General features: G+C 71.3%; 16 protein-coding genes. 13 read left to right on the top strand and 3 right to left on the bottom strand.

What is annotated here, in order from left to right:
- The 13 genes from ACVW19_RS10595 (at position 1) to era (ending at position 11,002) form a co-directional block, all read left to right on the top strand.
- The gene (locus tag ACVW19_RS10595) at positions 1-165 is read left to right on the top strand and encodes a hypothetical protein (protein ID WP_457458678.1); all 165 of its coding nucleotides are present in this window, start codon (positions 1-3) and stop codon (positions 163-165) included.
- A 49-nt stretch (positions 166-214) separates the two neighbouring features.
- Entirely contained in the window at positions 215-568 is a 354-nt protein-coding gene (locus ACVW19_RS10590) for a histidine triad nucleotide-binding protein (protein ID WP_457458677.1), read from the top strand.
- Positions 569-580: 12 nt separating this feature from the next.
- Complete coding sequence (locus tag ACVW19_RS10585) at positions 581-1,486, top strand: ribonuclease Z (RefSeq protein ID WP_457458675.1); 906 nt, start codon at positions 581-583, stop codon at positions 1,484-1,486.
- 20 nt (positions 1,487-1,506) lie between these two features.
- On the top strand, positions 1,507-2,499 hold the full coding sequence (locus ACVW19_RS10580; RefSeq protein WP_457458673.1) for an adenosine deaminase: 993 nt from the start codon (positions 1,507-1,509) through the stop codon (positions 2,497-2,499).
- 215 nt (positions 2,500-2,714) lie between these two features.
- A complete protein-coding gene (locus ACVW19_RS10575) occupies positions 2,715-4,067 on the top strand; it encodes a glucarate dehydratase family protein (protein WP_457464538.1) in 1,353 nt (450 codons plus the stop codon).
- A 165-nt stretch (positions 4,068-4,232) separates the two neighbouring features.
- On the top strand, positions 4,233-5,399 hold the full coding sequence (locus tag ACVW19_RS10570; RefSeq protein ID WP_457464536.1) for a carbohydrate kinase family protein: 1,167 nt from the start codon (positions 4,233-4,235) through the stop codon (positions 5,397-5,399).
- A gap of 174 nt (positions 5,400-5,573) precedes the next feature.
- On the top strand, positions 5,574-6,647 hold the full coding sequence (locus ACVW19_RS10565; RefSeq protein ID WP_457458671.1) for a PhoH family protein: 1,074 nt from the start codon (positions 5,574-5,576) through the stop codon (positions 6,645-6,647).
- 12 nt (positions 6,648-6,659) lie between these two features.
- Positions 6,660-7,157: an rRNA maturation RNase YbeY gene (ybeY, locus tag ACVW19_RS10560; RefSeq protein ID WP_457458669.1), complete on the top strand. Its 498-nt coding sequence runs from the start codon at positions 6,660-6,662 to the stop codon at positions 7,155-7,157.
- Positions 7,154-8,485, top strand: coding sequence for a hemolysin family protein (locus tag ACVW19_RS10555; RefSeq protein ID WP_457458667.1), 1,332 nt, complete (start codon positions 7,154-7,156; stop codon positions 8,483-8,485). The genes ybeY and ACVW19_RS10555 overlap by 4 nt, the downstream gene beginning before the upstream one ends.
- Positions 8,482-8,841, top strand: coding sequence for an MmcQ/YjbR family DNA-binding protein (locus tag ACVW19_RS10550; protein ID WP_457458665.1), 360 nt, complete (start codon positions 8,482-8,484; stop codon positions 8,839-8,841). The genes ACVW19_RS10555 and ACVW19_RS10550 overlap by 4 nt, the downstream gene beginning before the upstream one ends.
- A gap of 24 nt (positions 8,842-8,865) precedes the next feature.
- Positions 8,866-9,219 carry a cytidine deaminase gene (locus tag ACVW19_RS10545; RefSeq protein WP_457458663.1) on the top strand — a complete coding sequence of 118 codons (354 nt, stop codon included), beginning with the start codon at positions 8,866-8,868 and terminating at the stop codon, positions 9,217-9,219.
- 225 nt (positions 9,220-9,444) lie between these two features.
- Positions 9,445-9,921: a hypothetical protein gene (locus ACVW19_RS10540; protein ID WP_202280410.1), complete on the top strand. Its 477-nt coding sequence runs from the start codon at positions 9,445-9,447 to the stop codon at positions 9,919-9,921.
- 127 nt (positions 9,922-10,048) lie between these two features.
- Positions 10,049-11,002: a GTPase Era gene (gene era / locus ACVW19_RS10535; RefSeq protein WP_457458660.1), complete on the top strand. Its 954-nt coding sequence runs from the start codon at positions 10,049-10,051 to the stop codon at positions 11,000-11,002.
- Between the two features lie 198 nt (positions 11,003-11,200).
- On the opposite strand, the gene ACVW19_RS10530 is transcribed toward era, so the two are convergent.
- The 3 genes from ACVW19_RS10530 to ACVW19_RS10520 are packed head-to-tail and all read right to left on the bottom strand — an operon-like array spanning position 11,201 to position 13,928.
- Positions 11,201-12,511, bottom strand: coding sequence for a GH1 family beta-glucosidase (locus ACVW19_RS10530; protein ID WP_457458658.1), 1,311 nt, complete (start codon positions 12,509-12,511; stop codon positions 11,201-11,203).
- 58 nt (positions 12,512-12,569) lie between these two features.
- On the bottom strand, positions 12,570-12,836 hold the full coding sequence (locus ACVW19_RS10525) for a protealysin inhibitor emfourin (RefSeq protein ID WP_384209772.1): 267 nt from the start codon (positions 12,834-12,836) through the stop codon (positions 12,570-12,572).
- A 21-nt stretch (positions 12,837-12,857) separates the two neighbouring features.
- Positions 12,858-13,928: a M4 family metallopeptidase gene (locus ACVW19_RS10520; RefSeq protein ID WP_457458656.1), complete on the bottom strand. Its 1,071-nt coding sequence runs from the start codon at positions 13,926-13,928 to the stop codon at positions 12,858-12,860.
- Positions 13,929-14,104 lie beyond the last annotated feature (176 nt).

Here is a 14,104-nt window from a genome sequence, read left to right as displayed (position 1 = left end):
GTGACCGACGTGACCGACGTGACCGACGTGACCGACGTGACCGACGTGACCGACGTGACCGAGCTGACGGAGGCGACCGATGCGGCCGAAGCAACCGAGGAAACCGAGACAACCGAAGAAGCCGAAGCGGCCGAGGTGACCGAAGCGTCCGGCGCGACGGTGTGACGGATACGATGCCGGGTAGGCGATCAACCCGGCGCGAGGAGGCACACCCATGGCAGGGGAACCGCAGGACGACTGCCTGTTCTGCAAGATCGTCGCAGGGCAGATCCCGGCGACGATCGTCCGGGAGACGGACACCACCGTCGCCTTCCGCGACATCAACCCGCAGGCGCCCACGCACGTCCTGGTGATCCCGAAGGCGCACCACAAGGACGCGGCGGCCCTGGCCGTGGCCGCTCCCCAGGTCGCGGCGGACATCCTGCGTGAGGCCCAGGCCGTCGCGGACCAGGAGCAGCTGGAGAGCCACCGCATCGTCTTCAACACCGGCAGCGGCGCCGGGCAGACCGTCTGGCACGCCCACGCCCACGTCCTGGGCGGCCGCGGTCTCCACTGGCCGCCCGGATAGGCAGTAGCTCTCTTGTCCGTACGCGAACTGGTGGTGCTCGGCACCGCCAGCCAGGTTCCCACCCGCCACCGCAACCACAACGGCTATCTGCTGCGCTGGGACGGTGAGGGCATCCTGTTCGACCCCGGCGAGGGCACCCAGCGCCAGATGCTGCGCGCCGGGGTCGCCGCGCACGACCTGAACCGGATCTGCGTCACCCACTTCCACGGCGACCACTCGCTCGGTCTCGCCGGAGTGATCCAGCGCATCAACCTCGACCGGGTGCCGCACCCGGTCACCGCCCACTACCCGGGCTCCGGGCAGCGCTTCTTCGACCGGCTGCGCTACGCCACCGCCTACCGTGAGACGGTCGGCATCACCGAGGCACCGGTCGGCGCCGACGGCCCGCTCGCCCGCACCGCCGGGTACACCCTGGAGGCGCGGAAGCTGTCGCACCCCGTGGAGTCGTACGGCTACCGGCTGGTCGAACCCGACGGGCGGCGGATGCTGCCCGACCGGCTCGCCGCGCACGGCATCAAGGGCCCGGACGTCGGCCGCATCCAGCGCGAGGGCACGCTCGACGGGGTCCCGCTGGAGGACGTGAGCGAGGTGCGGCGCGGCCAGCGGTTCGCGTTCGTCATGGACACCCGGCTCTGTGCGGGGGTGTACGCGTTGGCCGAGGACTGCGACCTGCTCGTCATCGAGTCCACGTTCCTCGACGAGGACGAGGAACTCGCCGTCGAGCACGGGCATCTGACGGCAGGTCAGGCGGCCCGGGTGGCGCGGGACGCGGGCGTGCGGCATCTGGTGCTCACCCACTTCAGCCAGCGCTACGGCGACCCGGAGGAGTTCGAACGGCAGGCGCGGGCCGCCGGGTACGAGGGGGAACTGACCGTGGCGCGCGATCTGCTGCGAGTACCGCTCCCCAAGCGCCGGTGAGATCGCCGTACGATATTTCGATGCCCGTACCCAAAGCCGAACTGCACCTTCACATCGAAGGCACCCTCGAGCCCGAGCTCGCCTTCGCCCTCGCCGCACGCAACGGCGTCGAACTGCCCTACGCCGACACCGGCGCCCTGCGCGAGGCGTACCGGTTCGAGGACCTCCAGTCGTTCCTGAACCTGTACTACGAACTCATGACGGTGCTGCGCACCGAGCGGGACTTCGAGGACCTCGCCGACGCCTACCTGGCCCGCGCCGCCGCCCAGGGTGTGCGGCACGCGGAGATCTTCTTCGACCCGCAGGCCCATCTGTCCCGGGGTGTCGCCATGGACACGGTGGTCGACGGGCTGTGGCGGGCCCTGGAACGCGGGGAGCGGACGCACGGCGTGTCGACCCGGCTGATCATGTGCTTCCTGCGGGACGAGTCCGCCGAGTCGGCCCTGGCGACCCTGGACGCAGCCAAGCCCCACCTGGACCGGATCACCGGTGTCGGCCTCGACTCGGCCGAGGTCGGACACCCGCCGGCGAAGTTCCGCGAGGTGTACGAGGCGGCCGCCGCGCTCGGACTGCGGCGGGTGGCGCACGCCGGTGAGGAGGGGCCGCCGGAGTACATCACCGAGGCGCTGGACGTCCTCGGCGTCGAACGGGTCGATCACGGACTGCGCTGCGTGGAGGACCCGGTGCTGGTGGAGCGGCTGGTGCGGGACCGCGTTCCGCTGACCCTGTGCCCGTTGTCCAACGTCCGGCTGCGCACCGTGGACACCCTCGCCGACCACCCGCTGCCCGCGATGCTCGACGCCGGCCTGCTGTGCACGGTGAACTCCGACGACCCGGCCTACTTCGGCGGCTACGCCGGGGACAACTTCGACGCGGTGCGCGACACGCTCGGTCTCGGCCCGGAGCGGCTGCGCGAACTGGCCCGCAACTCCTTCCTCGCCGCGTTCCTGGACGACGACGAGGAACGCCGGGCGCGCTACCTCGCCGAGGTGGAGGCCTACGTCTTCCCGTAGTTCGGCAGTTCTGGCAGCTCCCGCAGTTCCCATTGACGGCCCCTGTTCGCCTATTTAACCTCTGTTCCCATGCATGGGTGACGTTCGTATGGGGAGACGGCGCGGGTGGGTCTCGGTGCGGCAACGGGGACGGCGCCTCCCGCCCGCCGGCCCCGCCGACCGCAAGGCCCCCCGCCCGCCACCGGCCTGGACCTCGTAGGAGCTGCCCCGTGACCGTGCCGACCACCCGCGACCTGACCGTCACCGAGGTGCGGCTCACGCCGATCCTGGTCGCCGACCCGCCGCTGCTGAACACCCAGGGAGTGCACCAGCCGTACACGCCCCGGCTGATCGTCGAGATCGTCACGGCGGACGGGACCACCGGCGTGGGGGAGACCTACGGCGACACCAAGTACCTGGAACTCGCCCCTCCCTTCGCCGAGCAGCTGAAGGGACGCCAGGTCACGGATGTGAACGGCCTCTTCACGCTCCTGGACGAGGTCTCCGTGGCGGCCTCCCGGGTCGAGAACGCCGTCGACGTCGGCGGGCTGCGCGGTGTGCAGACCGCCGACAAGCTGCGGCTGTCCATCGCCTCCGCCTTCGAGGTCGCCTGCCTCGACGCCCTCGGCAAGGCGCTCGGACTGCCCGTGCACGCACTGCTCGGCGGCAAGGTCCGCGACGCCGTGGAGTACAGCGCGTACCTCTTCTACCGGTACGCCGACCACCCCGAGGGCGTCACCGCCGAGAAGGACGACTGGGGCGCCGCCCTGGACCCGGCCGGCGTCGTCGCGCAGGCCCGTGCCCTCAAGGAGCGGTACGGCTTCACCTCGTTCAAGCTCAAGGGCGGCGTCTTCCCGCCCGAGGAGGAGATCGCCGCAGTCCGCGCCCTCGCCGAGGCCTTTCCCGGCCACCCGCTGCGGCTCGACCCCAACGGCGCCTGGTCCGTCGAGACCTCGGTCCGGGTGGCCGAGGAGATCGGCGGGCTCCTGGAGTACCTGGAGGACCCGACGCTCGGCACCCCCGCCATGGCCGAGGTCGCCGCGCGGTTGAGAGGGGCGGCGCGAAGCGCCTCGGACAAGGGTGGGGGTGGGCGACGGGCGGGCGTGCCGCTCGCCACCAACATGTGCGTGACGACCTTCCCCGAGATCAAGGAGGCGTTCACCACGGACGCCGTCCAGGTCGTCCTCTCCGACCACCACTACTGGGGCGGACTGCGCAACACACTGCACCTCGCCGCCGTCTGCCGCACCTTCGGCGTGGGCGTCTCCATGCACTCCAACACCCACCTCGGCATCAGCCTCGCCGCGATGACCCACGTCGCGGCCACCGTGCCGAACCTGCACCACGCCTGCGACTCCCACTACCCCTGGCAGTCCGAGGACGTGCTCACCGAACGCCTCACCTTCGAGGACGGCACCGTGCGGGTGTCCGACGCCCCCGGCCTGGGCGTCACCCTCGACCACGACCGGCTCGCCGCCCTGCACCGGCGGTGGCTGGCGGACGACGGCGCGCTCCGCGACCGCGACGACGCGGCGGCCATGCGGGTCACCGACCCCGCGTGGGTCACCCCGACGGTGCCCCGCTGGTGAGCCGGTGAGGTGAGGCGCCCCCGAACGTGACGGCCGTGACGGGCGGCGGGTCGTCCGTGGGGTGGTGCACACTGGCCAGAACCGCACCAGGCCAGGGAGCGCATCGTGAAGGCGTCCACCACGTCATCCGGAGAGGGAATCGACGACAGCACCACGCGGGGCGTCATCAGCCACAGCGGGACCCCGGCGGGGGCGCACTGCGTGCCCCACGTCGACCCGCTCGCCGCGCTGCGCACACCCGACGACCCGCCCTGGGACGTCTACCTCACCGGCACCGTCTTCCTCGACATCATCTTCACCGGGCTCGACTCCGCCCCGGTGCGCGGGACCGAGTCCTGGGCGCGCGGGATGGGGTCGAGCCCCGGCGGCGTCGCCAACATGGCCACCGCCCTCGCCCGCCTCGGCCTGCGCACCTCCCTCGCGGCGGCCTTCGGCGACGACCACTACGGGGAGTACTGCTGGGACGCCCTGGAGCAGGGCGAGGCCATCGACCTCTCCGCGTCGCGCACCGTGCCCGGCTGGCACTCCCCGGTCACCGTCTCCATGGCCTACGAGGGGGAGCGCACCATGGTCACCCATGGCCACGAACCGCCCCCGGAGGAGCCCTCCCACCGGCCGGCCTCCACCAGCGGCAAGCGGCTCCCGCCCGGCGCGGACCTGTCGCCCTGCCCGCCCCGCGCGCGGGGAGCGGTCGCCTCCCTCACCCCGGGCCGCAGCGAACCCTGGATCGCCCACGCCGCGCGGCAGGGGACCAGGATCTTCGGCGACGTCGGCTGGGACGACACCGGCCTGTGGGACCTCGCCGCACTGCCCGACCTGCGGCACTGCGAGGCGTTCCTGCCGAACGCCGAGGAAGCCATGCGCTACACCGGCACCGACTGCCCCCGCGCCGCCGCGCACGCCCTCACCGAGTACGTGCCGGTCGCGGTGGTCACCCTCGGCGCGGACGGGGCGTACGCCGTGGACCGGCGCACCGGGGAGAGCGCCGAGGTGCCCGCCATCGCCGTCGAGGCCCTCGACCCGACCGGCGCCGGGGACGTCTTCGTGGCGGGCTTCGTCACCGGCAGCCTGGCCGGCTGGCCGCTCGCCGACCGCCTCGGCTTCGCCGGCCTGACCGCGGCCCTCTCCGTCCAGGAGTTCGGCGGCTCCCTGTCGGCGCCCGGCTGGTCGGAGATCGCGGCCTGGTGGCGCGAGGTCCAGTCCGTCGAGAGCCAGGACCCGGCCGCCCTGAGCCGGTACGCGTTCCTCGCGGACCTGATCCCCGACGGCCTGGTCCGCCCCTGGCCCCTCCGCAGAGCGGTCCCCACCATCGGCTTCGGCCGGTCCACCTGACGCCCGCCGCCCCCGCCGCCACCGGCCGTCACCTCCTCCCCGCTCGTCCGCAACCACCCCGCCGGTAAAAGGCCTACGGGGTTGTCACCGCCGCGTCGTACCCTGGGAGTCGCGAGGCCGCCCTCAGCTGCGCGGCCCTGACGAGGAGGAATCGCAGGCCTTCAGCGCCGGCCCATGACTCAGACACCCACAGCTCAGACCCCCGCGCAGGAGCAGGCGAGAGTGCAGTTCACCGTCCCGGCCAAACACCCCATGGTGACCGTGCTGGGTTCCGGCGACTCCCTTCTGCGCGTGATCGAGAAGGCCTTCCCGGGAGCCGACATCCATGTCCGGGGCAATGAGATCAGTGCGGTCGGCGATGCCGCCGAAGTCGCCCTCGTCTCGCGCGTTTTCGACGAGATGATGCTGGTGCTGCGCACCGGGCAGCCGATGACGGAGGACGCGGTGGAACGCTCGATCGCCATGCTGAAGGCGAGCGAGAACGGGGAGAGCGACGGCCAGGAGACCCCGGCCCAGGTGCTCACACAGAACATCCTGTCCTCGCGCGGCCGCACGATCCGCCCCAAGACGCTCAACCAGAAGCGCTATGTGGACGCGATCGACAAGCACACCGTCGTCTTCGGCATCGGTCCCGCCGGTACCGGCAAGACCTATCTCGCCATGGCCAAGGCGGTGCAGGCCCTGCAGTCCAAGCAGGTCAACCGCATCATCCTGACCCGCCCCGCGGTCGAGGCCGGAGAGCGCCTGGGCTTCCTGCCCGGCACCCTCTACGAGAAGATCGACCCGTACCTGCGCCCGCTCTACGACGCCCTGCACGACATGCTCGACCCCGACTCCATCCCGCGCCTGATGGCCGCGGGCACGATCGAGGTCGCCCCGCTGGCGTACATGCGCGGCCGGACGCTCAACGACGCCTTCATCATCCTGGACGAGGCGCAGAACACCAGCCCCGAGCAGATGAAGATGTTCCTCACCCGGCTCGGCTTCGACTCGAAGATCGTGATCACGGGTGACGTCACCCAGGTCGACCTGCCGAGCGGGACCAAGTCCGGCCTGCGCCAGGTGCAGGAGATCCTGGAGGGCGTCGAGGACGTCCACTTCTCCCGGCTGTCGTCGCACGACGTCGTACGCCACCGGCTGGTGGGCCGTATCGTCGACGCGTACGAGCAGTACGACAGCGAGCACGGCACCCAGAACGGCACGCACAAGAGCGGCGGCCGGGGCAAGTCCGGGCACAAGGGGAAGTAGACCGAACAGCAGATGTCGATCGACGTCAACAACGAGTCCGGAACCGAGGTCGACGAGCAGGCGATCCTCGACATCGCCCGCTACGCGCTCACCCGGATGCGCATCCACCCGCTCTCCGAGCTCTCGGTGATCGTCGTGGACTCCGGAGCGATGGAACAGCTCCACATCCAGTGGATGGACCTGCCCGGCCCGACCGACGTGATGTCGTTCCCGATGGACGAGTTGCGGCCGCCGTCCAAGGACGGTGACGAGCCCCCGCAGGGCCTGCTCGGCGACATCGTGCTGTGCCCCGAGGTCGCCGCCCGGCAGGGCGCCGAGGCGCCGACGCGGCACACCATGGACGAGGAGCTGCAACTGCTCACCGTCCACGGTGTGCTGCACCTGCTGGGCTACGACCACGAGGAGCCCGACGAGAAGGCCGAGATGTTCGGCCTGCAGGCCGCCATCGTGGACGGCTGGCGCGCGGAGAAGGGCATGACAGGCCCGTCCCCCGCCCCGACCGTGTCATGAGTCCCGGGCTCGTCCTCGGCGCGATCGCCCTGATCGTCGTCGCCTGGCTGTTCGCCTGCGCGGAGACGGGCATCGCGCGCGTCTCCGGCTTCCGCGCCGAGGAGGCCGTGCGCTCCGGCCGCCGGGGCAGCGCCGGACTCGCGAAGATCGCCGCCGACCCCACCCGCTACCTCAACGTGGCGCTGCTGGTCCGGGTCGGCTGCGAGATGGCCGCCGCCGCGCTGGTCACCTACGCCTGCCTCCGGCAGTTCGACGGCACCGCCGAGGCCCTGCTGATCGCCATCGCGGTCATGGTCCTCGTCTCGTACGTCGCCGTCGGCGTCTCCCCGCGCACCATCGGCCGCCAGCACCCGATGAACACGGCCACGGCGGCGGCGTACGTGCTGCTGCCGCTGGCCAGGATCATGGGACCGATCCCGTCCCTGCTGATCCTCATCGGCAACGCGCTCACCCCCGGCAAGGGCTTCAGGCGCGGCCCCTTCGCCTCCGAGGCGGAACTGCGCGCGCTGGTCGACCTCGCGGAGCAGGAGTCGCTGATCGAGGACGAGGAGCGCCGCATGGTGCACTCGGTCTTCGAACTGGGGGACACCCTGGTCCGCGAGGTCATGGTCCCGCGGACGGACCTGGTGATGGTCGAGCGCTACAAGACCATCCGCCAGACCCTCACCCTCGCCCTGCGCTCCGGTTTCTCCCGGATGCCGGTGACCGGCGAGAGCGAGGACGACATCGTCGGCATCGTGTACCTGAAGGACCTGGCCCGCAAGACGCACATCAGCCGGGACGCGGAGAGCGAGCTGGTGTCCACGGCGATGCGGCCCGCGTTCTTCGTGCCCGACACCAAGAACGCCGGCGATCTGCTGCGCGAGATGCAGAAGGACCGCAACCACGTCGCCGTCGTCATCGACGAGTACGGCGGCACCGCCGGCATCGTCACCATCGAGGACATCCTCGAGGAGATCGTCGGCGAGATCACCGACGAGTACGACCGGGAGATCGCACCGGTGGAGGAGCTGGGCGAGGACCGCTACCGGGTCACCGCCCGTCTCGACATCACCGACCTCGGCGAGCTGTACGGCCTGGAGGAGTACGACGACGAGGACGTGGAGACCGTCGGCGGGCTGCTCGCCAAGCTGCTCGGCCGGGTGCCGATCGCGGGCGCGTCCGCCGTGGCAGGCCTCCCCGACGAGCGCCGGCTGCGGCTGACGGCGGAGGCGGCGGCCGGGCGCCGCAACAAGATCGTCACCGTGCTGGTGGAGCCGGTGGCGCCGGGAGACCCGGGGGAGCCCTCGGACCCGTCCCGGGACGAGGAGGAGGAGCCGGCGCGATGACCCCGGAGGAACTGCGTGCCCTCTGTCTCTCCTTCAACGCCACCGTGGAGGACTTCCCGTTCAACCCGGAGACCTCGGTCTTCAAGATCCTGGGCAAGGTCTTCGCACTGACGGCCCTGGACGCGTGGCCCCTGACGGTCAGCCTCAAGTGCGACCCTGAGGACGCGATCCGGCTCCGCGCCGAGCACCCCGGCCTGATCGTCCCGGGCTGGCACCTGAACAAGCGGCACTGGAACACGGTGACCGTCGACGGCGATCTCCCGGACGGGCTGGTCCGGGAGCTGGTCGAGGACTCCTACGACCTGGTCGTGGCGGGGCTGCCGCGCGCCGACCGCCTCCGCCTCGACCGCCCCTGAGCCGGGCTCCGTATGCTCAGGTCCATGACCGACAGCAGCGGGCTCGACCCCGAGGACCACAAGATCGTCACCCTGGCCCGTTCCGCGCGGGCCCGTAACGGTGTGCCCGAGGGGGCCGCCGTACGGGACGAGAACGGGCGGACCTATGTCGCGGGGACCGTGGCCCTGGACTCCCTGCGGCTGACCGCCCTGCAGACGGCGGTGGCGATGGCGGTGGCGTCCGGGGCGAAGTCGCTGGAGGCGGCGGCCGTGGTGACGACGGAGGAATCGGTGCCGGCCGCGGACCTCGCGGCGGTACGGGACCTCGGCGGCCCCGGAACCCCGGTGCTGCTGGCCGGCCCGGACGGAACGGTCCGGGAGACACTCGCCGCGGGATGATCTCCCGTTCCCGCTTCCCTTGCCCTGGCGGCCCCATGGGGTGTTACCGGCGGTAAATAGGCCGGATTTCCACCTTGCCGTTCCCTCGCCCCCCGCGCATCAATGGAACCGTTGATTCCGACGGGCCGTCAGACCCGGCCCGTCGGAGCCCTTCGTCTCGTGCAGCGTCACCGCTCCCACCTGCCCGAGCGCTTCCCCCCCCCCACGGAAAGGGAACCGGACTCCATGAGAGGTACACGAATCGGTACCGGCGCGTCGCTGGTCGCCGCCGTGGCGGCCTGCGGGCTCGCCTTCGCCCCCTCCGCCGCCGCCGTCGCCCCCGGGACGGCGACCGTCAACGCCGACTGCGGAAGCTGGGGCGGTGGCGACGCCACCCTCACGGCCACCCAGAGCGGCACGTCCGCCACCATCACCATCAACACCTCCGCGGTCACCGCGCCCCTCGCGATCAGCAAGGACTCGCTCGTCTCGCAGCTCACCCTGGTCAAGGCCGGCGGCGGCACCACCGTCTTCAAGGGCACCAAGAACCCGGCCATGGCGACCGGGGACGCCCTCGAGGTCGGCCCGCTCTCCGGGACCGTGGCGTCCGGCGACAGCCTGGAGGCGTTCGGCGGCACGCTGAAGGTGACCGCGTTCGGCTTCATCACCATCACGTGCACGGCCGTCGGACCGCAGTCACCGGGCCCGTTCGTCTTCGACTGATCCCCGGCCGCCGCTCCCCAGTCCCACCGGTCCGGGCACCCCACCGGGTGTCCGGACCGGTGGGGTGTCCGGACCGGTGCGGGCGGGTGGTACGGCGGGGCCTCGGGGATCAGGGAGAATGGGCGGCATGAGTGTTCGTACCCAGTCATCCGAGCAGCCCGCCGAAGCTGTCCACCGGGCCGGCTTCGCCTGCTTCGTGGGCCGCCCCAACGCGGGCAAGTCCACCCTCACGAACGCTCTGGTCGGGCAGAAGGTGGCGATCACCTCCAACCGGCCGCAGACGACCCGGCACACCGTGCGCGGCATCGTCCACCGCCCCGAGGCGCAGCTGATCCTCGTGGACACCCCCGGCCTGCACAAGCCGCGCACGCTGCTCGGCGAGCGGCTGAACGACGTGGTCCGCACCACCTGGGCCGAGGTCGACGTGATCGGCTTCTGCCTTCCCGCGGACCAGAAGCTCGGCCCCGGTGACCGCTTCATCGCCAAGGAACTGGCCGGGATCAAGAAGACCCCGAAGGTCGCCATCGTCACCAAGACCGACCTGGTGGACAGCAAGACCCTGGCCGAGCAGCTCATCGCCGTCGACCGGCTGGGTCAGGAGCTGGGCATCACCTGGGCGGAGATCGTCCCGGTGTCGGCGACCACGGACCAGCAGGTCGACCTGCTGGCCGACCTGCTGGTCCCGCTGATGCCCGAGGGTCCCGCCCTCTACCCCGAGGGCGACCTGACGGACGAGCCCGAGCAGGTCATGGTGGCGGAGCTGATCCGCGAGGCCGCCCTGGAGGGCGTCCGCGACGAGCTGCCCCACTCCATCGCCGTGGTCGTGGAGGAGATGCTGCCCCGCGAGGACCGCCCCGCCGACAAGCCCCTCCTGGACATCCACGCCTACCTGTTCATCGAGCGCACCAGCCAGAAGGGCATCGTCATCGGCCCCAAGGGCAAGCGCCTGAAGGACGTCGGCATCAAGTCACGCAAGCAGATCGAGGCCCTCCTCGGCACTCCCGTCTTCCTCGACCTGCATGTGAAGGTCGCCAAGGACTGGCAGCGGGATCCGAAGCAGTTGCGGCGGCTGGGGTTCTGACGCGAGTGGGTGTTTCGGCGGGCGCTTGAGGGGTGTCGGCATCAAGTCGCGCAAGCAGATCGAGGCTCTCCTCGGTGCTCCGCCGCGCGGCGGTAGCCGCAGGTCGATGCAGCCTCGACCTGCATGTGAAGGTCGCCAAGGACTGGCAGCGGGATCCGAAGCAGTTGCGGCGGCTGGGGTTCTGACGCGGCGGCGGTGTCAGAGATGCTGCTCGCGCAGCATCTCCCGGAACCAGCCGTAGGACGCCTTCGGGGTGCGCTCGAGGGTCTCGAAGTCCACGTGGACCAGACCGAAGCGGCGGGTGTAGCCCTCCGCCCACTCGAAGTTGTCCATCAGGGACCACACGAAGTAGCCGCGTACGTCCACGCCCGCCTCCAACGCCCGGTGCAGGGCACGGACATGGCCGTCGAGGTAGACGATGCGAGCCTGGTCGTCGACGCCCTCGTAGGAGCAGCCGTTCTCGGTGATGACGACCGGGGGGAGCCGGTCGCCGTAGCGGGCGTGGAAGGTGGTGAGGAGTTCGGTCAGGGCCCCGGGGACCACCGGCCAGCCGAAGTCCGTCACCGGATACCCCTCGATCTCCCTTACCGAGAAGGGGAGTTCGGCCGGCATGCGGACACCGCCGAACTCGGTCTCGGTGCCCTGCGGGGCGCCCACCCGGGTCGGCGCGTAGTAGTTGACGCCGTACCAGTCGACCGGCTCCGCGATGATCCCCAGGTCCGCCTCGACGTCGCCCGGCATCAGTTCGCCGATGCCGTCCGGGTAGCGGCCGAGCAGTACGGGGTCGGCGAACAGGCGGTTCAGGAGCGTGTCGTAGAAGTCCGCCGCCGCCACGTCCGCCGGGTCCGGGCCGGCCGGCCAGACCGGGCCGTGGGAGTTGGCGATGCCGATGTCGCCGGCACCGGCCGCGCGCAGGGCGCGTACCGCCAGGCCGTGCGCGAGGAGTTGGTGATGGGCCACCGGCAGCGCGTCGAGGAGAAGCTTTCGGCCAGGGGCGTGGACGCCCAACGCATGGCCCAGCAAAGTGTGTTCGGCGGGCTCGTTGAGGGTGATCCAGCGCGCCACGCGGTCGCCGAGCCGGTCGGCGACCTCGGACACGTACTGCGCGAAACGCTCCGCCGTGCTCCGCTCCAGCCAGTCCACGCCGGCCGGCAGATCCCAGTGGAACAGCGTCGGCACCGGTCGCACGCCCGCCGCACACAGGTCGTCGACCAGTCGGTCGTAGAAGTCCAGGCCGCCCTTCGCCCGCACCCGCGGCCAGGAGACCGAGAAGCGGTACGCGTCCACCCCCAGCCCGGCCAGGAGCGCCACGTCCTCGCCGTGGCGGTGGACGTGGTCACAGGCCACCGCCGCCGTCGAGCCGTCCCGCACCCGCCCCGGCTCGGCGCTGAACTCGTCCCACACGGACGGCTCGCGTTCGTCCACCGCGCCCTCGATCTGGTGCGCCGAGGTCGACACGCCCCACAGGAAGCCGTCCGGGAAGCGGGGGATCGGGTTCGTCGTCGCCATGGCACGGATCATCCGCACCGACCGCGATCCAAGTCAACGCCCCTGCGGGGAACGGTGGTTACGCGCCCTCCTTGAGCACTCTGCTGATCAGCGTGCGCTGTTCCTCGGTCAGCCGGGGGTCCGCGCAGTACACCGACCGCCCGTCCACCGTGATCCGGTAACTGAAGCCGTCCGGCACCCCGGCCGGCGGCGTACCCCGGCCCGTGGCCACGGCCCCCTCGGCCAGGGCGTGCCACTCGGGCGCGTCGGCCCGTCCCGAGGTGTCCACCTCGGCCTGCCGCTCGATACCGGCGAATCCACCGGTGCGTGTCACCTGAATGCGCATGGGTCTGTGTCTAGTACGGAACTACAGCGTCCGCACCCCCACCCGCTCCCAGGCCTTCGACACCGCCCGCAGCTCCTCGCCCTCCCCGAACCGGGCCCGCGCGGCCTGCACCGTCAGCGTCGCGAAGTCCGTGAACTGCGCGTCCTGCGAAAGCTCGCCGCCGGTCAGCACGTCGTACCAGACCTGCCCCGCCCGCTCCCAGGAGTGCCCGCCGAGGGTGGTGGCGGCGAGGTAGAAGGCGTGGTTGGGGATGCCGGAGTTGATGTGGACGCCGCCGTTGTCGCGACCGGTGCGGACGTAGTCGTCCATCGTCGCGGGCTGCGGGTCCTTGCCGAGGACGTCGTCGTCGTAGGCGGTGCCCGGTTCCTTCATGGAGCGCAGCGCCTTGCCGGTGACCCGCGGGGCGAGCAGCCCCGCGCCGATCAGCCAGTCGGCCTCGCCGGCGGTCTGGCCGAGCGTGTACTGCTTGATCAGGGCGCCGAAGACGTCCGACACCGACTCGTTGAGCGCGCCGGACTGGCCGAAGTAGTCCAGGTTGGCGGTGTACTGGGTGACGCCGTGCGCGAGTTCGTGGCCGATGACGTCGATGGGGATGGTGAAGTCGAGGAAGATCTCCCCGTCCCCGTCGCCAAAGACCATCTGATCGCCGTTCCAGAAGGCGTTGTTGTAGTCCCGGTCGTAGTGCACGGTCGCGACCAGCGGCAGCCCGGCGCCGTCGATCGAGTCGCGGGAGAACGCCCTGAGGAAGAGTTCGAAGGTGGCGCCGAGGCCCGCGTAGGCGCGGTTGACGGTGGCGTCCTTGCCGGGCTCCTGGCCCTCCCGGCGGACCGCCGTCCCCGGCAGCTTCGTGCCGTGCCGGGCGTCGTGGACGGTGCGGTGCGGCTTGCCGGACTCGGCCGCGGCGGGCGGGGCGCCGGCGGCGGCGCCGACGACCGTGGTCAGGCGGCGCTGGGTGCGCTCGTAGGCGTCGCGCTGGAGGGTGCGGCGGGCGGGTCCGGCGAGTGCGGGGTCCTCGGCCTGCGCGAGCCGGTCGAGGACGTGCGGCGGAACGATGGTGCAGAAGACGGGCTCGAAGCCCCCGTTGGCGGTCATGTCCGGCACCCTCGCACCGTGTGACCCCTTTGTCACCATCCGCAACCATGATGGATGAAAAGTGCGGCCGATCCCCGTGACCGGGCGTCCTGGAGTGGTATACGGCACTTTTTGTCCCGTTCCTCCCTCTGGTCCCGCATACTGATACGGACGCTCGCACGGGCCTGTGTCTCGGT

It is taken from the genome of Streptomyces sp. TE5632, assembly GCF_054061295.1.
This window is presented reverse-complemented; position numbering and strand designations above follow the sequence as displayed.

Coding starts and splice junctions, on each gene's coding strand:
- era (WP_457458660.1), top strand. CDS start 10,049: ATGAGTGTTCGTACCCAGTCATCCGAGCAGCCCGCCGAAGCTGTCCAC.
- ACVW19_RS10590 (WP_457458677.1), top strand. CDS start 215: ATGGCAGGGGAACCGCAGGACGACTGCCTGTTCTGCAAGATCGTCGCA.
- ACVW19_RS10565 (WP_457458671.1), top strand. CDS start 5,574: ATGACTCAGACACCCACAGCTCAGACCCCCGCGCAGGAGCAGGCGAGA.
- ACVW19_RS10545 (WP_457458663.1), top strand. CDS start 8,866: ATGACCGACAGCAGCGGGCTCGACCCCGAGGACCACAAGATCGTCACC.
- ACVW19_RS10550 (WP_457458665.1), top strand. CDS start 8,482: ATGACCCCGGAGGAACTGCGTGCCCTCTGTCTCTCCTTCAACGCCACC.
- ACVW19_RS10520 (WP_457458656.1), bottom strand. CDS start 13,928: ATGACCGCCAACGGGGGCTTCGAGCCCGTCTTCTGCACCATCGTTCCG.
- ACVW19_RS10555 (WP_457458667.1), top strand. CDS start 7,154: ATGAGTCCCGGGCTCGTCCTCGGCGCGATCGCCCTGATCGTCGTCGCC.
- ACVW19_RS10580 (WP_457458673.1), top strand. CDS start 1,507: ATGCCCGTACCCAAAGCCGAACTGCACCTTCACATCGAAGGCACCCTC.
- ACVW19_RS10525 (WP_384209772.1), bottom strand. CDS start 12,836: ATGCGCATTCAGGTGACACGCACCGGTGGATTCGCCGGTATCGAGCGG.
- ybeY (WP_457458669.1), top strand. CDS start 6,660: ATGTCGATCGACGTCAACAACGAGTCCGGAACCGAGGTCGACGAGCAG.
- ACVW19_RS10530 (WP_457458658.1), bottom strand. CDS start 12,511: ATGGCGACGACGAACCCGATCCCCCGCTTCCCGGACGGCTTCCTGTGG.
- ACVW19_RS10540 (WP_202280410.1), top strand. CDS start 9,445: ATGAGAGGTACACGAATCGGTACCGGCGCGTCGCTGGTCGCCGCCGTG.